The following is a 20,280-nucleotide window of genomic DNA, read 5'->3' as shown; positions in this document are numbered from 1 at the left end:
GTTGGTAGCGTGTTAAAGCTGCTGCCACTCCATCGTAGATTCAGGGAATGTGTTATGAAAACGTTAGGCGAATTCATCGTCGAGAAGCAACACGACTTTCCACACGCCACAGGTGAACTGACGGCGCTGATTTCCTCCATTAAGCTCGGAGCCAAGATTATCCACCGCGACATCAACAAAGCGGGTCTGGTGGATATCCTCGGTGCCAGCGGCGTGGAAAACGTGCAGGGCGAACAGCAGATGAAGCTGGACCTCTTCGCGAATGAAAAACTGAAAGCTGCCCTGAAAGCGCGTGGTGTGGTTGCCGGTATCGCTTCCGAAGAAGAAGATGAGTTCGTCATCTTTGAAGGCTCAGAAGACGGTAAATACGTGGTGTTAATGGATCCGCTGGACGGCTCTTCCAACATCGACGTGAACGTTTCCGTCGGCACCATCTTCTCCATCTACCACCGCATCAGTGAGCCGGGTACGCCGATCACCGAAGCTGACTTTATGCAGCCGGGCAACAAGCAGGTTGCGGCCGGTTACGTGGTTTACGGTTCTTCCACCATGATGGTTTACACCACCGGTGTGGGCGTGCATGCGTTTACTTACGATCCGTCACTGGGCGTGTTCTGTCTGAGCCATGAGCGCATGACCTTCCCGGAGAAAGGCTACACCTACTCCATCAACGAAGGTAACTACATTCGCTTCCCGCAGGGCGTGAAGAAATACCTGAAGTTCTGTCAGGAAGAAGATATCGCCACCAAGCGCCCATACACCTCGCGCTACATCGGTTCACTGGTGGCAGACTTCCACCGTAACCTGCTGAAAGGCGGTATTTACCTCTATCCAAGCACCGCCAGCCACCCGAAAGGTAAGCTGCGTCTGCTGTATGAGTGCAACCCAATGGCATTCCTGGCGGAACAAGCCGGTGGTAAAGCCAGCGATGGTGCCAACCGTATCCTCGACATCCAGCCTGAAACCCTGCACCAACGTTGCCCGTTCTTCTGCGGTAACGATGCGATGGTGGATGACGTTGAGCGCTTTATGCGTGAGTTCCCGGACAGCCACGAATAAGCTGATGTGATGTGAAAAAGCCCGCCAATAATGAGCGGGCTTTTTATTAGGTTATTTTCGCCGCTTTGCTTGCCGATCAATCAATTCACCCTGCGCGGAGTAGTAGCGGCTGGGCCAGATTTCATCCGGTGCGATGCCAATCGCTTCGGCAATCAGCCATTCGCCCCTGGGCCAGGGTCGGATTAAGGCATTGCCCAAAGTGGTCGAACACAACCCCGCTTCACGTGATACGGCGGCTAATGAAGTCCCTCTCTTGCGTAAGGCGGCTATAATATCGGCCTGATGCCAGTCCTGCTTGCTTTCACCCACGTCACTCTCCTTAGTTCTCGTTAAAGGTTGCCATAACGATACTACGTTACTCGTAGTATCTGACAAGCAGCAAATCTACGATTCTCGTAGGCATGAAACCGACCTCTTCCCTGCAAAATACCTTCTGTAGACGCCTGAAACAGGTGCGTCTGGTGAAGGGTTTTTCGCAAAAAGGGTTAGGGATTGCCGCTGGCATTGAAGAGTTTTCCGCCAGTGCGCGCATCAATCGTTATGAAGTCGGTGTGCATCAGCCCGATTTACTGACGCTGCAACTGCTGGCGAAAGCGCTGGAGATCCCCGCCGCCTATTTTCTGGCTGAAGATGACCAATTAGCAGACATGATCCTGCGCTTTGCTGAAGAGATAAGTAGCAACGCGCCATAAGCACGTTGCACCTGTTTTTACGCGGCGACGACGCGGAACTGCGCCATTGATTCCTGCAACTGCTGTGACTGCGCTTCCAGCGACTGCGTGGCGGCACTGGCTTCTTCCACCAGCGCGGCGTTTTGCTGCGCCTATAGCATTGAATCTTACAATAATCCTGGCTATAGTATTTTTTACTACACCTGGGACGATATCAAATGGAAATTGAGTTAAGAATTTTCGTCGAGTGGAGCTATAACAAGAAGCGGAAGAAATCAAAAATCAGTGATGATGATTTACGTTCAGTTGCAGCCGAGCTTATCGAAGAAATTAAAAATGGATCGACTAAAGCCGCATTGGGCGGTGGAATTTTCAAAAAGCGTTTAGGTGATGAGGATAGCGCAAGGACAATTGTTGCTTATCATCATGGAGATAAACTCTACTTTATCGACGGTTGGGAAAAAAAAGAGATCCCTAAAAATAAGCGTGAGATAGATGACTCTGATTTGAAAGTGTTCAGGCAAATATCTAAAGCGGCTAAAGCTTACAGCGCTGAACAAGTCGAAAAGCTAGAGAAAAATCGGATTTACGTAGAGTTACCCTCTATTAATCAGGAGAGTAAAAAATGAGGATTAATAGGCGCGTACTAAAAATGCACGCAATGATGAAACGTCAGTTTAAGGCGGGTCTGATCTCAGCAGATATGATGCAAGAGGCTGACGCCATCTTTGCAGAAGCCAAGTTAGAGGCGATGAAAGATTCAATCACTGGCGAGCGCATCAAGGCAATGCGTGCACGCGAGAAATTGAGTCAAAGCCAGTTTGCGGAACGCATCGAAGTTTCAACGACTTGCCTTCAGAAATGGGAGCGTGGTGCAACAAAACCTAAAGGGATTGTTGCACTTGCTTTGAGGCACATTGAAGCCAAAGGACTTGATGATTTTTTAGCAGTTTAGACTGCATGAACAAACCCGCTCCGGCGCTGACGAGTCACCAGTAGCGGGCGGGTGTTAAATCACAGGCATTGAGATTATTAAATAGTATTAGTCGCCACGCGGAACTGCGCCATTGATTCCTGCAACTGCTGTGACTGCGCTTCCAGCGACTGCGTGGCGGCACTGGCTTCTTCCACCAGCGCGGCGTTTTGCTGCGCGGCTTCATCCATCTGCGTCACCGCCTGATTCACCTGCTCAATCCCACGGCTCTGCTCTTCCGAGGCAATAGAGATCTCTTTCATCAATGAGGTCACACGCATCACTTCGCTGGAGATTTCATCCATGGTTTCACCGGCGCGTGTCGCCATGTCGCTTCCCTCTTTAACGCGCGTTTGTGATTCGCTGATCAACTCACGAATCTCTTTAGCGGCGGTCGCACTACGGCCAGCCAGCGTACGCACTTCGTTGGCGACTACGGCGAAGCCACGGCCCTGCTCGCCAGCACGCGCGGCTTCCACCGAGGCGTTCAGCGCGAGGATATTGGTCTGGAAGGCGATACCATCAATCACGCTGAGGATGTCGCCGATGCGGTTAGAGCTTTGGGTGATCTCCTGCATCTTCTCCATCACGTAACCCACTACCTCTGCGCCACGATCGGCGCTGGTCGACACATTGCTGGCCAGTTGATTGGCCTGCTGAGCGTTACTGGCGTTAAGACGGACGGTGGCGGTCAGCTGCTCCATGCTGGCGGCCGTTTGCTCCAGCGAGGCGGCAGACTCTTCGGTGCGCTGCGACAGATGCACAGTGCCCGCCGCCAGTTCACGGCTGCCCACATCAATCTGCATGCTGGCTTCACGCACCTGGCTCACCGAATCACGCAGCGCCAACTGCATATCGGAAAGGGCCTGATTCAGGCGACCAATTTCATTTTTTCCTGCGGCAGGTAAAGGCTGCGAGAGATCGCCCGCCGCAATCTGTTCCAGATGTAGGATTGCGTTGTCCAGAGGACGCAGCAGCGAGCGACGCAACAACTGCCAGGCCAGTACGATCAGCAGCAGTGTCAGTACCATCACCACGCCAATCATCACTTTCATCCGGACTTCGTTGTCAGCCGCCTGCTTGAGGCGTGCCGCAGAGACTTCATCGGCGTAAATACTAAAATCATTCACCGCCTTCGAATAGTTTGCTGCCAGCTGTGATTGTTTGCCTTCCAGCACCTGATAGTACTCATCGGTATACTGTTTTTTTAAGGCATCCATCATGGGCGTGATGCCTTCTTTATCGTAGACGTTGTAGGTCGCCACAATCGCATCGGCCAGAGTTTTACCATGCGCTGTTACGGTGCCTGCATCGACAAATGCTTTGAGGAACTGGTGAGAACTGTCCACTGCGGCTTGCGCCTGCTGCGTGACTTTGGCGCCGTCATCCAACAGACCAATTTCGATCTTACGAACGGCCAGCGCCGCATTGGCGCGGGCGCGCATTAAATCTGAACGGCTTTGGTAGAGCTTATTGAGTTCAATCCCCTGAATGCGGTTCAGCGCATCCAGAGATTGATTTCCAGCATTAATGGCATAGATGCCCATGGCGCTGACGGCTAACAGCATCACCGTCATGATGGCCAACAACGCAAGTAAAGCGGTACGTATTGATAGTTGTCTGATCATGATCATTCCCGTGTGTATGAAAAGGCAGAACTCCACTGGCCCTAAAACGGAGAGATTATCGGCAGCTGGTCGCAGAAACTTTATCCAATGTTGATGGTCAATCTGCCGACGTTCGCTTACCCTTCAGCTTTTCTGAAGTCCGCTGCGCAAAAATGAAGGAATGAAATGATGAAAAAGTGGCTCCCGATTGCCTGTCTGTTCGCCAGTAGTATGGCTATGGCGCAGACGCATCCGCTCGACCAGCAGCTGCAGCAGTGTCTGGACAAGGAATCCAGCACCGCGGGCATGTCTCAGTGTTACGGCAGCGCCAATAAGGCCTGGGATAAAGAGATGAATACGCAGTACAACCAGATAATGAAAAAATTAACTGGCGAACCTAAAGACAAATTACGTGCTGCCCAACGCGCGTGGCTGGCCTATCGCGATAGCTGGATCGAGGCCAGCCGCAGCTATTTTGTGAGTCGCCAGGGCAGCATGGCAGCCCTTTCCATCGGGGCTCAGGGCGTTAATCTGGTGCGGAATCAGGCTTTAATGTTGCAATCAATGAACAAAGGCAGTTGCGCCAATCCCGATGATTGTTGATAAATGGTGGCGTTAAAAAAACGTCAGCGCAGGCACTGACCTGCGCATCCATCCATCTTCAGGGAGAAAACATGGCTGCTTATGCCTCTACCATCATTCTGGTCTGCCTCGCCGTCCTGAGCTATTTCGTTCATAACAGTGCCGTTACCATTTCCATTCTGATCCTGCTCGCCATCAAGCTGACACCGCTGTCTCAGTTCTTCCCGTATGTGGAAAAACAGGGCATTCAGATCGGCATTATTATTCTAACTGTCGCAGTGATGGCGCCACTGGCAAGTGGGACGTTGCCCGCTTCATCCTTGCTGAAGTCATTTGCTAACTGGCAATCGATCGTGGCGATCATTGTCGGGGTGTTTGTTGCCTGGCTGGGCGGGCGCGGCGTCAGTTTTATGAGCGTGCAGCCATCAGTGATTGGTGGATTGTTAATCGGCACCGTGATTGGCGTGGCGTTTTTCCGTGGTGTGCCGGTCGGACCACTGATTGCTGCAGGGATTGTCTCGCTGTTTGTCACCGCGAAGTAGGCCGTTGGAGCATTCCGAAACGCCAAAAAGGGGGCATACTTTCAGAGTCAGTTGGCTATAATAGCCGTCACTCAACATACGACCAATGAAGGAAAGCCAGATGAGTTTGAACCAGGTGCCTGCAGGTAAAGAACTGCCAGAAGATATCTATGTCGTTATCGAGATCCCAGCGAATGCCGATCCGATCAAATATGAAGTGGACAAAGAGTCTGGCGCCCTGTTTGTAGACCGTTTCATGTCTACCGCCATGTTCTATCCGTGCAACTACGGTTACATCAACCACACCCTGTCTCTGGATGGTGATCCGGTTGACGTGCTGGTACCAACCCCGTATCCGCTGGTGCCGGGCTCAGTGATTCGCTGCCGTCCAGTTGGCGTGCTGAAAATGACCGACGAGTCTGGCGAAGATGCCAAACTGGTTGCGGTTCCGCACACCAAACTGAGCAAAGAATACGATCACATCAAAGATGTGAACGACCTGCCAGAACTGCTGAAAGCGCAGATCACCCACTTCTTCGAGCACTACAAAGATCTGGAAAAAGGCAAATGGGTAAAAGTTGACGGCTGGGACAACGCTGAAGCGGCCAAAACTGAAATCATCTCTTCTTACGAGCGCGCACAGAAGAAATAATCTTCTCTGCCTCGCAAGCATAAAAAAACACCGTCCAATGGACGGTGTTTTTATTTATGCCTCGGGTGCGTCGTCGCGCTTTAGCCAGTCACCGCTCGCAATGCGGGTGCGACCCGCAATCGAACGCTGATAGACATACAGCCAGGCACTGCCGTAAGGCGTCTGGATGAGTTGGCGTTTGTACTCGCCATTCTTGGTGCGCAAGGCATCGAGTTCGCCAAGCGTGCTGGCATCGATGCGATACACTTCGCAGAAGACGGTTCCCTCATCTTCAACGACGCCCGGGTAGTGACCCAGATTGTAGAGCGCAAACCCTTCAATCTGATGGTCGCCGAGCCATTGCGCATTCGTCATCCAGTGACTGTTTCCCTGTTTGCGCCGTAAACTGCCGTAGACAATTATTCGCATTGCTAAAACTCAAACTGATAGAGCAAATCCAGTGCCTGATCGAGACCGGACACGGCTTCCAAATAGAGTTTGGGCATCAGGCGGTAACGCAAGGTTAACGTCGCCAGTGAATCAAATATGCCAACACCGTATTTTACTTGTAGACCCGGCAGTACATAACCGCTCACCTGCACCTGCTGGCTGTCGCCCACACCGGTGGTATCAAGCGCGAGGTTACTGACGCCGAATGTCTCGCCGATTTTACCCATAACCTGACCACTTTGTGCAACCCCTAACCCCACAAGTGCTGAAGTTAATGCATTACTGTCGCCATCACTGCTGAGTCCCTGACCGCGTAATAAGTAAGAAAGCGCTTCCTGCTGCGACATGGCGGGGTCAGAGAACACCTCGACTTTCGGCTCATCGGCCAGGCCGGTGACGCGAATACCGGCGGTGACATCATCTTCGGTGGCTTCCGGGTTACGTATCGCTTCAAGGTTAACGTACGGCTGATCCGGTGGCCCGGCAAACTGCAACTCGCCTTTACGCACAATCAGATCCTGCCCGTAAGCGTGGAAGCGGCCATCAGGAATATTGATCTGTCCGTTTAAGCCCAGACCGGTTTTATCCTGCACCAGTTTAAGATCGCCATTCAGCTTGGCTTTCAGACCAAAGGCTGACAGCCGCACATCGTTACCGACATGGATCACCAGGTTGCTGTTGATCGGAATGGCGGCGGTCTTCGGTTGAATCGGCTTGAGATCTTTATCCAGCATCACCTCATCCGAGGAAACGCCAGTGGCGCTTTCTGGCACTTCCTGCACCGTAATACGCGCCCACGGAATATCGACCTTACCATCCAGATTAAACGCGGCTGGCGTGGCTTCAAACACCAGGTCTGGCGAGACATCCATACGCACCATCGGTGGCACGGTGACACGAATCCTGTTGCCCTGCGCGGTGATGCGCGCACGCCAGTTATCCAGTTGACTCCAGTCGGCATTGCCGCCCAGATTGAGGTTGCCCTGCGTCGTCTGTAACAGGCCGTTAAGCGTCGAACTCATGCCATTGAACACCATGTTCAGATTGGCGGAGGTGAGTGTGACCGGCATAAAGCTGGCCTGCACGTTGACATCGCTCAACCCCAACTGGCCAAACACCTGCGGCTGTTGCAGTGTGCCGCCCAGACGCAAGTTGCTGTTGAGGTTGCCTTTAATCTTTTCACCCTGCATCAACGCCGGATTGAACATCGCCAGCGACAGATTGCTGATACCAATATTACCTGACAGCTGGCGACGGGTTTGCGGATCGGCAATCTGCACATTACCGCTCAGCTGGCCGTTGTTGACGATGTGAATCAGCCAATCGAGTTGGGCACGACCGTTGCGCATCGCGGCATTCAGGTTAAGCGTGTCAAAGGCGATCGGCAGCGTGTTGCCCTGCACGTCTTGTTCGACTTTCACGCCGTTACCTTTCAGCGAGACCGTACCGGTTGGCAGCGCGCCGTCGGCGGTCCAGTTCACACGCGCATCCCCACTGAATACGCCATTAAGCTTGGTGGCATCCGTGAGGAAAGGTTTGATCATCGCCAGATCAAAACGGTTCAGCACCACATGAGCATGACCGCTGGCCCCGGCTTCAATCGGCTCCGGTACACACAGCTGCGCGTTCGGGTTCTGCCAGCAGTGTGGCCCGATAGTGGCGGTCTGCTTGCTGTTGAGGTAATCAATCGCCATCGCACGCGTCAGACGCCATTCGCCGACCGGGGTATCAAAGTGCGTGTTGTTGAGATTGCCCTGCCAGCGTTCGGTTTTGCGATCAAAGCTGCCGTTGAGCGCCAACTGGCCAGAGACCGGTTCGCCCTCGACGTTCAGCTTGAGCTGATGCTGCTTCTCGTTGCCGTCCGCATTCAGCGTCAGCAGGTTAATCTTCAGCGCGTCCTGTTGCAGTTGCTCAACGCGCAGTTGCAGCTTACCGGCGATCTGATCGCTGGATTTCACATCACCTTCCAGCGCCACACGACGAATCTGCAGTTGCTGCCAGCGCAAGCCGGTTGCAGTGAGATCGGCCAGCAGCTGCGGTGCCTGCAAGGTGCCGCGTGCTTTTACCGTGCCTTTCGCCACGCCGCCGAGTCCCGGCAGTGCGTTATCCAGGTGCGGTGCATCGATATTGGCATCCAGGTTGAGCGTGTCGCCCAGTTCACCTTTCACGTCCAGATGGTTGCGGCCCAGCGCGATATTAATGCCCGGGATTTTCCACTGGTTATAGCTGTTGCCGGTGAGTGAGCCATTGGCGCTGACGGCGTTCTGCTTCACGTTCCCTTTCAGCTCCAGCTGCGGCACGCTGAGCTGCCAGCTTCCGCCGTACAGGCTGCCACGCGTGGCGATTTTGCCGTCGAGTTTGGCAGGCCAATCCGGGTACTGTTTGGCGGTGTTGATACCGGAGAGCGTCAGTTCGCTGCGCCAGCTGATGGCTTTGCTCCAGTCCACCAGCGCGGTTAAATCAACGTTACCCTGCAGTGCCGCCACGCGCAGCTTGTCCAGACTGAACTGCTGCACGTTGCCTTTGCCATCAAGCGCAATGGTCGCCGGCGGCACGGCTTCGCCTTTCACAGCGGTGCGCAGTGACATCACATAATCAGTGGCTTTGCCTTTGAACTGATAATCGAGGTTATCCGCCTGATACTGCACCGGGCCGGCAAGCGGCCAGCGCAACTCCGGGCTGGTGAGTTTCAGTGACAGTGGCAGACCCGCCACCGCCGGTTGCGCAGCGGCATCCAGCTGTGCGCGGACCGGGCCAGAGAGATTCAGCCCCAGCTTAAGCTCTTCACGCATCGCACCGCTGAGGTTCATTTTGATCTTCTCGCCCTTGATGGGATCGAGATTTAACGATCCGCTGAGCGCGAAATTCACTGGCCAGTTATCCGCCAATTGCGCATCACCGCTGGCATTCACCTGCCCTTGCGGTGAATCGATGTCAAAGGTTTCTAACTGAAGATGGCGGTCAGCGGTTTTAGCTTTCAGCAACAGACGGGTAATCGACACATCGGTATCGCCGGTCAGGCGCAGCTGTTCGCCGAGCAGCTCCTGAACGGTAATATCCAGCGGCAGCTGGAAGTCAGGCAGTTCGGGTAACAGCGGTTTGGCAAACATCTCTTGCAGCGTTTCACCCAAGGGTTTCTCATCCGGCTGCGGCTGTTGCACTTTCGGCTGCACCACTTGCTCATCAACCACTTTCGCCGCCTTCGGCAGCGCTATCAGCAGGCTTTGAATATGCGTTGGGGTTAACGTCAGCGCGCGCCCCTGCCAGTTGAGGCCGGTGGTGAAGTCCAGCAGCGAGATGGATGTGTCATCCACTTTGACGTTGATGTTGTGCAGCCCGACCTTGCTGAGCGTTATCGGATACGGCGTGGTCAGGTTGGTGCTACCGCTCTCTTCCTGCGGCGGTGGTGCAGCGGCCGGGGCCATTTTCTTGCTGTCGACCACCACGCTGACATCCTGCAAGCCGATGTCATTCACGCACACCGACGAGTGCAGCAGGCAGTTCAGGTTGAGCGCCAAATGGAAGCGTCCAGCATCCACGCTGACGCCCGGCATCTCATACTTCACCCCACTCAGCGTCAGATCACGCCAGCCACCTTCGACTTTGTTTATCGATAAACCGGGCACCCAGCGATCGGCACCTTTCAGCACCAGATGCAATCCGGGTGTGGTGCCAATCAGAAACGCCACGCTGCCAAACAGCACCACCAGAAAAATACCGAATCCAATCAGGACCTTTTTCCACAGCTTCATAGTTCAGGCCCCAGTCCTACATAGAATTGCAAACCATGTTCCTTGTCATCGCCAATCGGCCGCGCGATATCAAACTTAATCGGCCCCACCGGAGAAGCCCAGCGCACCCCGACACCGGCACCGGTTTTAAAATCACTCTGTTTGATGTCGTTCACTGCTTCACCGGAATCGATAAACACCGCGCCCCACCACTTACCGGTTACGTTGTATTGATACTCCAGCGAGCCGGTGGCCATTTTGGAGGCACCGGTCAGCTTGCCGTCACTGTCGCGCGGCGAGACATCTTTGTATTTATAGCCGCGAATACTACGGTCGCCCCCGGCGAAGAAGCGCAGATCCGGCGGAACTTTGTCGAAGTCGTTGGTCTCGATCCAGCCCAGGTTACCGCGTACCACAAAGCGATTTTTGTCGCCCAGCATACGGATCCAGACGTTTTGCGCCTGCAGGATCAGGAAGTCGACATCCGATCCCCAGGTGGTATCAGAGACATCCACCGAGTAGCGCTGCGAGTCACCCCAGGTCGGCATTAAACCGCCACGTGAACGGGTGCGGCTCAGGCTCACGCCCGGATAGAGCAGCATAGTGGTGTTGGTGACGCTACCCTGGGTAAAGTGATCCAGACTCCATTTCAGGTTTACCGCACGCTGCCAGCCGGAACTGCTGTCCCAGTTACGCGACACGCCCAACGTGGTGGTGTCGGCTTTGGTGTCGTTGAGATCGGTACGCTTCAAACCACCCGAGAAGGTGTAATACTGCTCCAGCGGGCTCTTCAGCAGCGGCACTTTATAGCTGAGATCGAGCTGTTGTTCAGGTGCGGAAATATAGGAGCTGGCGGTGAGGCTATGACCGCTGCTGTTGATCCACGGCTTTTTCCACGTGCCTTTCAGGCGCGGGCCGACATCGGTGGAATAGCCGACACCGGCTTCGATGGTGTTTTCAACGCGTGGCGAAACGGCGGCATTCAGCGGCAGCACTTTGGTCTGACGACCTTTGTCGAATTCCGGGGCAACGACCACCGAGTTAAACCAGCCCGTGGCTGACAAGCGGCGGTTTAATTCCGCCAGATCGCGCGAGCTGTAAGGGTCGCCCTTTTTGAACGGCACCAGATTCCGCAGGTAGGCTTCGTTGATTTGCGAGCCCTGGAAGCTGACATCGCCAAAACGGTAGCGCGGGCCACTGTCGTAATCGATATCCCAGAATGCTTCGCGTCTTTCGACCGAAACGCCAAGCTGGCTTTGCTTAAAGTCACCGTCGAAGTAACCATTACGCAGTGCCAGGCTGGAGAAGCCATTTTTAAATTTGTCGTATTCGCCGTGATTGAGTTGGGTGCCGACTTTCGGCGTGCCCTGCTTCACCCAGGCTTTATAATCATCATCGTTCTTCGCGGCACCTTCGACCACGATGTGGCTGCCACCGATTTTCACCGGTTCGCCCGGCTTAACGTGGGCGATCAGCACCGGTCGACCGCCCTGCGGCGGAGCGGGACGTGATTCGAAATCGATTTCGGGTTCGTAATAACCGAGTGCCCGCAAGCCTTCTTTAATCGCCTGCGAGACACGCGCCTGGAAGCGCCCATCACTCGACACTTCGTCACTTCCAATGGTGGACAGGCGCGCCCTGACGTTCTTCTGTAAATCCCCGGTTAGCCCTTCCAGCTGCAAGCGCACTTTCGCTGCCTCAACGGCAGGTGCAGCAAGCAACAGGCTGGCCAAACAATAAATATGCAATCGCGGCACGCGTACTCCTGTTAATAATGCCTGCCCCTTATTCCGCAGGGGCGTTATTTCTCATCGGAGGCTATCACCACCACTCGCTTACCCATCAGCATAGCCGCTCTTTTCGGCGGATGGCTGAGGAAAAATGGTCACTAAGCCAAATCATTTCCTATTGTCGGTAAATGGGGGTGGCGATACAACACCGAAGCCGCACTTCTGCGACTGAGGGGAGCGCACTCGGATTATTCTGACCTCCTTGTGCGCGCCTCTGGCGGCGGCATAAGCGCTGCTGCTATAATCAGCACCCAGCAGGCATGACCTGCTTTCCTTTCTGCCCCGACGTTAACGTTCCTTGTCGAAATGGCGCAGACATTTTTGGCACGGATAGCCCTGTATGACAGGCGAATACTGGATGTTCTCCTGCGCTGCCCAGGCCAAAAATGACAAGTGATTAACCCAACGGATCTTTTATGCTCGATAGCTTACTTGTCATTCTTTTACTGATTGTGATCAGTTCATTCTTTTCTCTTTCTGAGATCTCGCTGGCGGCTGCCCGTAAGATCAAACTTAAACTGCTGGCCGATGAAGGCAACATTAATGCGCAGCGCGTGCTGAAAATGCAGGAACAGCCTGGCATGTTCTTCACCGTGGTGCAGATTGGCCTCAATGCCGTGGCCATCCTCGGTGGTATTGTCGGCGATGCCGCGTTTTCCCCCGCCTTCAGCAGTTTATTTAGCCGCTTTATGGCCCCTGAACTGGCCGATCAGCTCAGCTTTATCTGTTCCTTTACCGTGGTCACCAGCCTGTTTATTTTGTTTGCCGATTTAACGCCGAAGCGTGTGGGGATGATCGCGCCGGAAGCGGTGGCGCTGCGCATCATCAACCCGATGCGCTTCTGCTTGCTGGTGATGCGTCCGCTGGTGTGGCTGTTTAACGGGCTGGCCAACGTGTTTTTCCGCATCTTCAAGCTGCCGATGGTGCGTAAAGACGACATCACCTCCGACGATATTTACGCGGTGGTGGAAGCCGGTGCACTGGCTGGGGTGCTGCGTAAACAGGAACACGAACTGATCGAAAATGTGTTTGAACTGGAATCGCGTACCGTGCCGTCTTCGATGACGTCACGCGAGAACGTAGTGTGGTTTGATCTGCACGAAGATGAAAACAGCCTCAAAACCAAAATCGCCCAGCATCCGCACTCTAAATTCCTGGTATGTGATGGCGACATCGATCATATCGTCGGTTATGTCGATTCCAAAGAGCTGCTGCTGCGCGTGCTGGGCAATCAGAGCCTGACCCTGAGCAGCGGCGTGCAGATTCGCTCTGCGCTGATTGTGCCGGACACGTTAACGCTCTCTGAAGCGCTGGAAAGCTTTAAAACTGCTGGCGAAGACTTCGCGGTAATCATGAATGAATACGCGCTGGTGGTGGGGATCATTACCCTCAACGACGTGATGACCACGCTGATGGGTGATTTGGTCGGCCAGGGTCAGGAAGAGCAGATAGTGGCGCGTGATGAGAACTCATGGCTGGTTGAAGGCGGCACACCGATTGATGACGTGATGCGCGTGCTGGATATCGATGATTTCCCACAGTCCGGCAACTATGAAACCATTGGCGGTTTCATGATGTACATGCTGCGCAAAATCCCGAAACGCACTGATTTCGTCAAGTTCTCAGGTTACAAGTTTGAAGTGGTAGATATCGACAGTTATCGCATCGATCAGCTGCTGGTGACGCGTATTGACGATCGTCCGCCGGTGCTGAGTGTGACGAAGAGCGCCACTGATGAGCTGGAGTCGCCATAGTACCGGGCGGCAGAAAAAAACAAGGCGCGATTTCTCGCGCCGCTACTGAGGGCGCCTGATTGCATGGCGCCCTTTCTTTTTACTGCTTAGTTGTACTCGGCTTGCAAACGCAGGACCTGCCGGTTGATCTCGGACATCACGCTAAGGTGCTGTTTATCTTTGACGCGGGGCAACATCACTTTGCCTTTATCGAACTCAAACGCGCCAACATCCTTGATATACAACCTTCCTTTAAAAAGCGTTTTTACGTATTTCGCAATTTGCAGCGGATTATAGCGCTGGAAGATTTTCATACTGTCTAACTCCTGAACAGATGTACTACGCTTCGTCGTTGCCAAATCCGGTACGAACCCATGAAGCGCAAATGAGGCATAACTATAGAACACCAATCGTTACGTATGTTCCGAAAAGGTGAATTTTTTACTGAATTGACACATTATTACAGAACACTCTGTTATGCCGTTCACAAAACCCAGTATAAACCTTCACTCATTAAGGAATTGTGGCGTGGGTTGCAAAGCTGTTAACTCATCGCGACAGGCGCATCATCCACACCTAATATTGCAAAAACATGAATAACTGGTCGGATCACTAAGGAGTATCACCATGCGTTTGGCACACTCTGTGTTAGCCCTGGCACTGCTGGTTCCCAGCCTTGTCTCAGCCCATGCTTTTAAGATCGGCGATCGTGTTCCGCCAGTGGGCGTGAGCGACAGAGGCGAACTGCTTTATCAACAAGATAAGTTTAGCTACCAACCGTGGAATAGCGCGCAGCTGAGTGGAAAAGTGCGTGTCATCTTACATATTGCCGGGCGTTCTTCGGCCAAAGAACAGAATGCCGCGCTGATTGAGGCGATCAAAGCGGCGAAATTCCCGCATGACCGTTACCAGACTACCACCATTGTGAACACCGACGATGCGATTCCCGGTACGGGGATGTTTGTGCGCAGCAGTATTGAGAGCAACAAGCAGCAATATCCGTGGTCGCAGTTTATCGTCGACAGTAACGGCAACGTGCGTAAGGTCTGGCAGTTGGAGAAAAGGGGTTCGGCAATTGTGGTGCTGGATAAGACCGGGCATGTGCGATATGCCAAAGAAGGGGCACTCACGCAGGATGAAGTGCAGCAGGCGATGACGTTGATTCGTGAGTTGTTGCAGTAAAAACGGAGGTCGCCATCAATGGCGACCCTGTGTTGCCCGGCTTGTTTTCTGTGTTCATTCCGGAATGAATAACGAAAACACAGGCTGCGAATTTCTCTGTTCATCCCGGAATGAGCAACGAAAACACAGGCTGCTTTCGCAAGGTGCGCGTCAGGAACTAAAAAAGCGAGACGCGGAAACCCGGATTCAGGAAGGATTCGCGCGGCGTGTAGTCGAGAGTTTTGCCTTGCCAGTCATGCACGTGGGCTCCCGCCGCAATCGCCACCGCGTGACCTGCTCCGGTATCCCAAATGTTGGTTGGCCCGAAACGTGGATAGAGCTGCGCTTTACCTTCCGCCACCAGACAGAATTTCAGTGAAGAGCCAATTGCCGTGGTTTGATGTTCGCCTAACTGCGTCAGATACTCTTTCAGCTCTTCATCTTTATCCGCATGCGAACGGCTGACAACCACCAGCAGTGGACGCGCCTCGCGCACCTGAATCTGCGTTTTATGGCCGCCCTCTTCTTTCCAGGCTTTGCCTTCAGCGGCCGAATACATCACACCCAACGCGGGCGCATAGACCACACCTAACACCGGTTTGCCGTTTTCAATCAGGGCAATATTGACGGTGAATTCACCGTTGCGCTTGATGAACTCTTTGGTGCCATCCAGCGGATCCACCAGCCAATATTTTTTCCAGTTCTGGCGCACAGCCCAGCTCGGCGGATCTTCCTCTGATAATACCGGCACTTCTGGGGAGAGCACGGCCAACCCTTCCACGATGACTTTGTGCGCCGCGAGATCGGCAGCCGTGACCGGGGAGTCATCTGACTTGCGCGTCACATCCATCGGCTGCTCACCCGCATAGACATGCATAATGGCATCACCTGCTTCACGCGCCAGTTGGCTAATTTTATCTAACATTCTTCACCTCTTTTCCGCTGATTCTGCCTGTCAGACATCAACAGCTCACCTCTACACATTTTAGCAGTTGTGTTCCGATGCTCTGCGGCTGAGCTGTCTGAAACGGCAATCTATATGATTATCAATACCATAGTTCATAGATGACGGCTATGGCGCGATGCTGATTCCCTTTTCACCACGCGACTGTGGCAATCAAGGCTTAAAAGTCCGAGCTTCATCACAAATTGAAATGATAATTCGTCATTGTTTTACATTATTTTGAGAGGCCCATTAGATCAGACAAGGAGCAAATTATGTTCAAAGCGAGCATGTCGTTACTGGCGCTGTGTGTGACGGCGGCCACGGTGCAAGCCGCTACAGTGGATCTGCGCATTCTGGAAACCACCGATCTGCACAGTAATATGATGGATTTCGATTACTACAAAGACACACCAACTGAGAAATTTGGCCTGGTGCGCACCGCCACGCTGATTCAACAGGCACGCGCAGAAGCAAAAAACAGTGTGCTGGTCGATAACGGCGACATCATTCAGGGCAGTCCGTTAGGCGATTACATGGCCGCTAAGGGGCTGAAAAAAGGCGATGTGCACCCAGTATATAAAGCGATGAATACGCTGGATTACGCCGTGGGCAACTTAGGCAATCACGAATTCAATTACGGCTTACCCTATCTGCAAAAAGCGATTGCCGGGGCACGCTTTCCCTATGTGAATGCCAACATTATCGATGAAAAGAGCGGAAACCCGCTGTTTAACCCCTATCTCATCAAAGAAACCACCGTTACCGACCGCAGCGGTAACCCGCATCGCTTAAAAATTGGCTACATCGGCTTCGTTCCACCGCAGATTATGGTGTGGGATCGCAACAATCTGCAGGGCAAAGTGCGCGTTGATGACATCACGGAAACAGCGAAGCGCTATGTGCCGGAAATGCGCGCAAAAGGTGCTGAAATAATCATCGCCATCCCGCACTCAGGTTTAAGCAGTGAGCCTTATCACGCCATGGCAGAGAATTCCGTCTACTACCTCAGCCAGGTGCCAGGGATTAACGCCATTATGTTTGGTCACGCGCATGCGGTGTTCCCCAGCAAAGAGTTCGCAGCCATTAAAGGCGCTGACATTGCTCAAGGCACGCTGAACGGTGTTCCGGCAGTGATGCCCGGCATGTGGGGCGATCATCTCGGCGTGGTCGATTTGGTGCTGAATAACGAAGGCGGGAAATGGCAGGTCACCCAGGGTAAAGCTGAAGCACGGCCTATCTATGATCCCGTCGCCAAAAAGTCACTGGCGGCAGAAGACACTAATCTGGTGAAAGTGCTGGAGCAGGATCATCGCGCCACGCGTGAGTTCGTTGCTAAGCCGATCGGTAAATCCGCCGATGTGATGTACAGCTATCTGTCGTTGGTGCAGGACGATCCCACTGTGCAGATCGTCAATAATGCGCAGCGCGCCTATGTTGAGCACTTTATTCAGGGCGATCCCGATCTTGGTCGCCTGCCAGTGCTTTCCGCTGCCGCACCGTTTAAAGCCGGTGGCCGTAAAAACGATCCCGCCAGCTACACCGAAGTAGAGAAAGGTGAACTGACCTTCCGCAATGCCGCCGACCTGTATCTTTATCCGAATACCCTGGTGGTGATGAAAGTCACAGGTGCACAGGTGAGAGAGTGGCTGGAATGCTCAGCCGCGCAGTTTAATCAGATCGATCCGCACAGCAGTAAACCGCAAGCGCTGATTAACTGGGATTTCCGCACCTACAACTTCGACGTGATTGATGGCGTCGATTACCAAATCGATGTCACGCAGCCTGCACGCTATGACGGCGAATGTACGTTGATTAATAAAGACGCTTCACGCATTAAGGATCTGACATGGCAGGGTAAGCCCATCGACCCTAATGCGGTATTCCTCGTCGCCACTAACAACTATCGTGCTTACGGCGGGAAGTTTGCCGGCACCGGCGATAAATACGTGGCGTTTGCTTCACCAGATGAGAACCGTTCAGTGGTCGCGGCTTATATCAGCAGCGAAACCAAAGTACACGGCGACGTGAAACCGCAGGCCGATCATAACTGGCGTCTAGCGCCGATTCACAGTGATACGCCGCTGGATATTCGCTTTGAAACGGCACCGGGCGAGAAAGCCACGCAGTTTATTGAGAAGTACGCTGATTATCCGATGAAAGCCGTGGGCAGTGACGAGATCGGCTTTGCGATTTGGCGGGTGGATTTGCAGAAGCAGTAACAGGCTATAGCCGGGCTGCCAAATGAAGGGAGGGCACCCGGCTTTGATGCATCACCGCGAGCACAATAATTCCCTGTTGGATTGCCTGGTAATAAATCATATGACTCACAAAGGGAAAACTGAGTACACCTTCGGCGAGATCGGACGCTCTGCTGATCCCCATCGTCGGTAGTTCAGACAGCGTGTGCAATGTGCGCTGCAAACGTCTCAAGTATTGATGAGACTGCGCTTCGCCCCAGTGCTGCAAGGTGAACTGACGAATATCGACAAGATCCTGCCGCGCTTCATCCGTGAGCTGAAATTTGGCCATTTAATCCAGTAGTTGATTGAAAAATGTTTCACCGTCGGTCAGTCGTCCGTTGGCAACGTCTTCCCTGGCTCGGGCAATTTTTTCCTGCAAAAACTGCTGCTTCATGAGTTCAATTGCCTGAAACTCTTCAGCAGATATGACAACAGCGACAGGTTTTCCGTTCCGACTGATTTGTACCGGTTCACGCTGAGCTTTGAGAAGCATATCCCCAAATTGGGTTTTAGCTTCGTTGGCAGAGAGTAAATACATTTCGCACCTTCCGCTTAAATCGTTCGATTCGCTCATTGTATTAGCCAATTGGGTAAAGATCAGTCAGATTTACAAACAAAAAACCGGCATTTACGCCGGTTTTAATGAATTGCTGAATGCTTACAGAATTTCCAGCAGCTCGACTTCGAACACCAGGGTGCTGAATGGCGGGATGGATGCGCCAGCACCGCGCTCGCCGTAAGCGAGGTTTTGTGGAATCACTAATTCCCACTTAGAACCCACTGGCATCAGGGTCAGGGCTTCAATCCAGCCCGCGATCACGCCGCTTACCGGGAATTCAGCCGGTTCGCCACGTGCCACTGAGCTATCAAACACTGTACCGTCGATCAGCTTGCCAGTGTAGTGCACACGAACACGATCCTGACGCGATGGGATTGGGCCATCGCCTTGAGCGATTACGCTGAACTGCAGACCAGATTCAGTGCTGCTCACGCCTTCACGCTGCGCATTCTGCTCCAGGAATTTATGGCCTTCAGCCGCCATGGCTTCCACACGCTCACGGCGAACGCCTTCTGCACGTTCGTGCACTTCACGCAGCGCGCGATGTACCACATCAACAGGCACAGCCGGTGAGTTCCCTTCCAGCGCATCGCGCAGACCTGCGAGCAGTGCTTCCGGCTGCAGACCCTGCAGTCCAGATTCCTGCAGCTGCTGGCCGACCTGTAAACCGATACCGTAACTTGCTTGTGATTCGACGCTGTCGAATGAAGGGGTGGTCATCTTGATTCCTTAATCCCGGAGAAAATAGAAACGGCAGCATAACAGCGCAGGCGGCTCGCGTAAAATCTGCAGCGCCGCAGATGACATTTCTCAGCGAAAGAGAAACAATACACAGGTCAAATTTTTCAATGCTGGCAGGCACTTCGTGCCCGCATTGCCCATACTATAGCTGTGGCAACGTTTTCGTCGTACAGCGCTAAGAAAGAGAGAATACATGGGCCAGATTGCCCCACGACGCCGCAGGACGCGCGCACCGCGTGCTTTTACTTTATCGAGGTTGCAACGTTGGCTGCCGCAATTTCCGCGCAAGGCCGCCAGCGAGGAGGATTCACGAATGGCTTCTGATACCCCTTCCCGCGTTCCCGCCGTGCTGCTGCGCGTCTGGCATCTGCTGGATGATGTGCGCTGGATGAACCCACTGCCGGCCTTCCATCGTCGTGGCATTGTGATTGCCTTGCTGGTTCTGCTATTAGCGTTTCTCTGGCCAAGCAGTACGCCGCAATATCCGATTGAGCGCCCGGCAGATAACAGCAGCAAAGAGGTGCCGTTGCAGGCGGAGATTTACGACAACAAGCAGCCGCAGAACACCCAACCGAAAACCGATTCTCAGGGTGAGTGGCACAACTACACGGTGGCATCAGGTCAGACGCTGGCACAGTTGTTCCGCGACAATAATCTGCCGGTGAATGATGTGTTCGCGATGGCACGCGTCGAGGGTGAAGATCAGCCGCTTAGCGCATTGAAGAATGGCCAGCAGGTGAAGGTTCGTCAGAACGCGCAAGGCGTGGTGACAGGATTAACGGTGGATGGCAGCAACGGCCCGGTGTTATTTACTCGCCAGCCAGACGGCAGCTTTATCCGCGCTCAGTAAATCGCCGATACAAAAACGCCGGCACATGGCCGGCG

The 20,280-nt window shown here is 53.5% G+C and carries 21 protein-coding genes; 11 read left to right on the top strand and 10 right to left on the bottom strand.

Going from position 1 to position 20,280, the window contains the following annotated elements; translation table 11 throughout:
* Positions 1–54: 54 nt before the first annotated feature.
* Positions 55–1,059 (top strand): class 1 fructose-bisphosphatase, encoded by a 1,005-nt coding sequence (gene fbp, locus WFP70_RS11245; protein ID WP_034829242.1) that lies wholly within the window; start codon positions 55–57, stop codon positions 1,057–1,059.
* 51 nt (positions 1,060–1,110) lie between these two features.
* Here the strand turns inward: fbp and WFP70_RS11240 are convergent, their stop codons facing one another.
* Positions 1,111–1,368 (bottom strand): helix-turn-helix domain-containing protein, encoded by a 258-nt coding sequence (locus tag WFP70_RS11240; protein ID WP_034829244.1) that lies wholly within the window; start codon positions 1,366–1,368, stop codon positions 1,111–1,113.
* A gap of 92 nt (positions 1,369–1,460) precedes the next feature.
* Between WFP70_RS11240 and WFP70_RS11235 the strand changes: the two genes are divergently transcribed.
* The 3 genes from WFP70_RS11235 to WFP70_RS11225 all read left to right on the top strand — a co-directional run bounded on the left by WFP70_RS11235 (position 1,461) and on the right by WFP70_RS11225 (position 2,685).
* A complete protein-coding gene (locus WFP70_RS11235) occupies positions 1,461–1,751 on the top strand; it encodes a helix-turn-helix domain-containing protein (protein WP_058959543.1) in 291 nt (96 codons plus the stop codon).
* Positions 1,752–1,948: 197 nt separating this feature from the next.
* On the top strand, positions 1,949–2,359 hold the full coding sequence (locus WFP70_RS11230) for a type II toxin-antitoxin system RelE/ParE family toxin (protein ID WP_337023428.1): 411 nt from the start codon (positions 1,949–1,951) through the stop codon (positions 2,357–2,359).
* A 32-nt stretch (positions 2,360–2,391) separates the two neighbouring features.
* Positions 2,392–2,685, top strand: coding sequence for a helix-turn-helix domain-containing protein (locus WFP70_RS11225; RefSeq protein WP_197080210.1), 294 nt, complete (start codon positions 2,392–2,394; stop codon positions 2,683–2,685).
* Positions 2,686–2,762: 77 nt separating this feature from the next.
* Here WFP70_RS11225 and WFP70_RS11220 read toward each other — a convergent pair whose 3' ends face one another.
* Positions 2,763–4,331 carry a methyl-accepting chemotaxis protein gene (locus WFP70_RS11220; RefSeq protein ID WP_205299061.1) on the bottom strand — a complete coding sequence of 523 codons (1,569 nt, stop codon included), beginning with the start codon at positions 4,329–4,331 and terminating at the stop codon, positions 2,763–2,765.
* Between the two features lie 168 nt (positions 4,332–4,499).
* Here WFP70_RS11220 and WFP70_RS11215 point away from each other — a divergent pair, with 168 nt between their 5' ends.
* From WFP70_RS11215 to ppa, 3 genes are all read left to right on the top strand, one after another.
* Complete coding sequence (locus WFP70_RS11215; RefSeq protein ID WP_160868589.1) at positions 4,500–4,913, top strand: lysozyme inhibitor LprI family protein; 414 nt, start codon at positions 4,500–4,502, stop codon at positions 4,911–4,913.
* 71 nt (positions 4,914–4,984) lie between these two features.
* A complete protein-coding gene (locus tag WFP70_RS11210; RefSeq protein ID WP_038644476.1) occupies positions 4,985–5,434 on the top strand; it encodes a DUF441 domain-containing protein in 450 nt (149 codons plus the stop codon).
* Positions 5,435–5,534: 100 nt separating this feature from the next.
* Complete coding sequence (gene ppa / locus WFP70_RS11205) at positions 5,535–6,065, top strand: inorganic diphosphatase (RefSeq protein ID WP_337023429.1); 531 nt, start codon at positions 5,535–5,537, stop codon at positions 6,063–6,065.
* Between the two features lie 54 nt (positions 6,066–6,119).
* Here the strand turns inward: ppa and WFP70_RS11200 are convergent, their stop codons facing one another.
* The 3 genes from WFP70_RS11200 to tamA are packed head-to-tail and all read right to left on the bottom strand — an operon-like array spanning position 6,120 to position 11,982.
* Entirely contained in the window at positions 6,120–6,473 is a 354-nt protein-coding gene (locus WFP70_RS11200) for a gamma-glutamylcyclotransferase family protein (protein ID WP_034829253.1), read from the bottom strand.
* Between the two features lie 2 nt (positions 6,474–6,475).
* Positions 6,476–10,246: an autotransporter assembly complex protein TamB gene (gene tamB / locus WFP70_RS11195; RefSeq protein WP_337023430.1), complete on the bottom strand. Its 3,771-nt coding sequence runs from the start codon at positions 10,244–10,246 to the stop codon at positions 6,476–6,478.
* Positions 10,243–11,982, bottom strand: a complete 1,740-nt coding sequence (gene tamA, locus WFP70_RS11190) for an autotransporter assembly complex protein TamA (protein ID WP_337023431.1) — start codon at positions 11,980–11,982, stop codon at positions 10,243–10,245. The genes tamB and tamA overlap by 4 nt, the downstream gene beginning before the upstream one ends.
* 449 nt (positions 11,983–12,431) lie before the next feature.
* On the opposite strand from tamA, the gene WFP70_RS11185 reads away from it, so the two are divergent.
* Positions 12,432–13,769 (top strand): hemolysin family protein, encoded by a 1,338-nt coding sequence (locus WFP70_RS11185; RefSeq protein ID WP_034829259.1) that lies wholly within the window; start codon positions 12,432–12,434, stop codon positions 13,767–13,769.
* A gap of 86 nt (positions 13,770–13,855) precedes the next feature.
* On the opposite strand, the gene WFP70_RS11180 is transcribed toward WFP70_RS11185, so the two are convergent.
* Positions 13,856–14,062: a DUF1107 domain-containing protein gene (locus WFP70_RS11180; RefSeq protein WP_031280153.1), complete on the bottom strand. Its 207-nt coding sequence runs from the start codon at positions 14,060–14,062 to the stop codon at positions 13,856–13,858.
* 313 nt (positions 14,063–14,375) lie between these two features.
* Here WFP70_RS11180 and WFP70_RS11175 point away from each other — a divergent pair, with 313 nt between their 5' ends.
* Positions 14,376–14,930 (top strand): YtfJ family protein, encoded by a 555-nt coding sequence (locus tag WFP70_RS11175; RefSeq protein WP_337023432.1) that lies wholly within the window; start codon positions 14,376–14,378, stop codon positions 14,928–14,930.
* Between the two features lie 157 nt (positions 14,931–15,087).
* Here the strand turns inward: WFP70_RS11175 and cysQ are convergent, their stop codons facing one another.
* Positions 15,088–15,834, bottom strand: coding sequence for a 3'(2'),5'-bisphosphate nucleotidase CysQ (gene cysQ / locus WFP70_RS11170; RefSeq protein ID WP_337023433.1), 747 nt, complete (start codon positions 15,832–15,834; stop codon positions 15,088–15,090).
* Between the two features lie 293 nt (positions 15,835–16,127).
* Here cysQ and WFP70_RS11165 point away from each other — a divergent pair, with 293 nt between their 5' ends.
* Positions 16,128–18,074, top strand: coding sequence for a bifunctional 2',3'-cyclic-nucleotide 2'-phosphodiesterase/3'-nucleotidase (locus tag WFP70_RS11165; protein WP_337023434.1), 1,947 nt, complete (start codon positions 16,128–16,130; stop codon positions 18,072–18,074).
* A gap of 4 nt (positions 18,075–18,078) precedes the next feature.
* Here WFP70_RS11165 and WFP70_RS11160 read toward each other — a convergent pair whose 3' ends face one another.
* From WFP70_RS11160 to fklB, 3 genes are all read right to left on the bottom strand, one after another.
* Positions 18,079–18,384: a type II toxin-antitoxin system RelE/ParE family toxin gene (locus tag WFP70_RS11160; protein ID WP_034829305.1), complete on the bottom strand. Its 306-nt coding sequence runs from the start codon at positions 18,382–18,384 to the stop codon at positions 18,079–18,081.
* Positions 18,385–18,633, bottom strand: coding sequence for a type II toxin-antitoxin system Phd/YefM family antitoxin (locus tag WFP70_RS11155; RefSeq protein WP_038644444.1), 249 nt, complete (start codon positions 18,631–18,633; stop codon positions 18,385–18,387).
* A 120-nt stretch (positions 18,634–18,753) separates the two neighbouring features.
* Positions 18,754–19,374 (bottom strand): FKBP-type peptidyl-prolyl cis-trans isomerase, encoded by a 621-nt coding sequence (gene fklB, locus WFP70_RS11150; protein ID WP_038644441.1) that lies wholly within the window; start codon positions 19,372–19,374, stop codon positions 18,754–18,756.
* Between the two features lie 214 nt (positions 19,375–19,588).
* Between fklB and WFP70_RS11145 the strand changes: the two genes are divergently transcribed.
* Positions 19,589–20,245 (top strand): LysM-like peptidoglycan-binding domain-containing protein, encoded by a 657-nt coding sequence (locus WFP70_RS11145; RefSeq protein ID WP_337023435.1) that lies wholly within the window; start codon positions 19,589–19,591, stop codon positions 20,243–20,245.
* Positions 20,246–20,280: the final 35 nt, after the last annotated feature.

This window comes from Pantoea sp. USMM079, from assembly GCF_037153115.1.
Classification (GTDB): domain Bacteria; phylum Pseudomonadota; class Gammaproteobacteria; order Enterobacterales; family Enterobacteriaceae; genus Pantoea; species Pantoea communis.
The sequence above is the reverse complement of the archived record's forward strand: the minus strand, read 5'-3'. Positions and strand labels throughout refer to the sequence as shown.

Excerpts from the sequence above, each read along its gene's own strand:
- fbp (WP_034829242.1), top strand. The coding sequence starts at position 55 with ATGAAAACGTTAGGCGAATTCATCGTCGAGAAGCAACACGACTTTCCA.
- WFP70_RS11235 (WP_058959543.1), top strand. The coding sequence starts at position 1,461 with ATGAAACCGACCTCTTCCCTGCAAAATACCTTCTGTAGACGCCTGAAA.
- WFP70_RS11230 (WP_337023428.1), top strand. The coding sequence starts at position 1,949 with ATGGAAATTGAGTTAAGAATTTTCGTCGAGTGGAGCTATAACAAGAAG.
- WFP70_RS11225 (WP_197080210.1), top strand. The coding sequence starts at position 2,392 with ATGATGAAACGTCAGTTTAAGGCGGGTCTGATCTCAGCAGATATGATG.
- WFP70_RS11220 (WP_205299061.1), bottom strand. The coding sequence starts at position 4,331 with ATGATCAGACAACTATCAATACGTACCGCTTTACTTGCGTTGTTGGCC.
- WFP70_RS11215 (WP_160868589.1), top strand. The coding sequence starts at position 4,500 with ATGAAAAAGTGGCTCCCGATTGCCTGTCTGTTCGCCAGTAGTATGGCT.
- WFP70_RS11210 (WP_038644476.1), top strand. The coding sequence starts at position 4,985 with ATGGCTGCTTATGCCTCTACCATCATTCTGGTCTGCCTCGCCGTCCTG.
- ppa (WP_337023429.1), top strand. The coding sequence starts at position 5,535 with ATGAGTTTGAACCAGGTGCCTGCAGGTAAAGAACTGCCAGAAGATATC.
- WFP70_RS11200 (WP_034829253.1), bottom strand. The coding sequence starts at position 6,473 with ATGCGAATAATTGTCTACGGCAGTTTACGGCGCAAACAGGGAAACAGT.
- tamB (WP_337023430.1), bottom strand. The coding sequence starts at position 10,246 with ATGAAGCTGTGGAAAAAGGTCCTGATTGGATTCGGTATTTTTCTGGTG.
- WFP70_RS11185 (WP_034829259.1), top strand. The coding sequence starts at position 12,432 with ATGCTCGATAGCTTACTTGTCATTCTTTTACTGATTGTGATCAGTTCA.
- WFP70_RS11180 (WP_031280153.1), bottom strand. The coding sequence starts at position 14,062 with ATGAAAATCTTCCAGCGCTATAATCCGCTGCAAATTGCGAAATACGTA.
- WFP70_RS11175 (WP_337023432.1), top strand. The coding sequence starts at position 14,376 with ATGCGTTTGGCACACTCTGTGTTAGCCCTGGCACTGCTGGTTCCCAGC.
- cysQ (WP_337023433.1), bottom strand. The coding sequence starts at position 15,834 with ATGTTAGATAAAATTAGCCAACTGGCGCGTGAAGCAGGTGATGCCATT.
- WFP70_RS11165 (WP_337023434.1), top strand. The coding sequence starts at position 16,128 with ATGTTCAAAGCGAGCATGTCGTTACTGGCGCTGTGTGTGACGGCGGCC.
- WFP70_RS11160 (WP_034829305.1), bottom strand. The coding sequence starts at position 18,384 with ATGGCCAAATTTCAGCTCACGGATGAAGCGCGGCAGGATCTTGTCGAT.
- WFP70_RS11155 (WP_038644444.1), bottom strand. The coding sequence starts at position 18,633 with ATGTATTTACTCTCTGCCAACGAAGCTAAAACCCAATTTGGGGATATG.
- fklB (WP_038644441.1), bottom strand. The coding sequence starts at position 19,374 with ATGACCACCCCTTCATTCGACAGCGTCGAATCACAAGCAAGTTACGGT.
- WFP70_RS11145 (WP_337023435.1), top strand. The coding sequence starts at position 19,589 with ATGGGCCAGATTGCCCCACGACGCCGCAGGACGCGCGCACCGCGTGCT.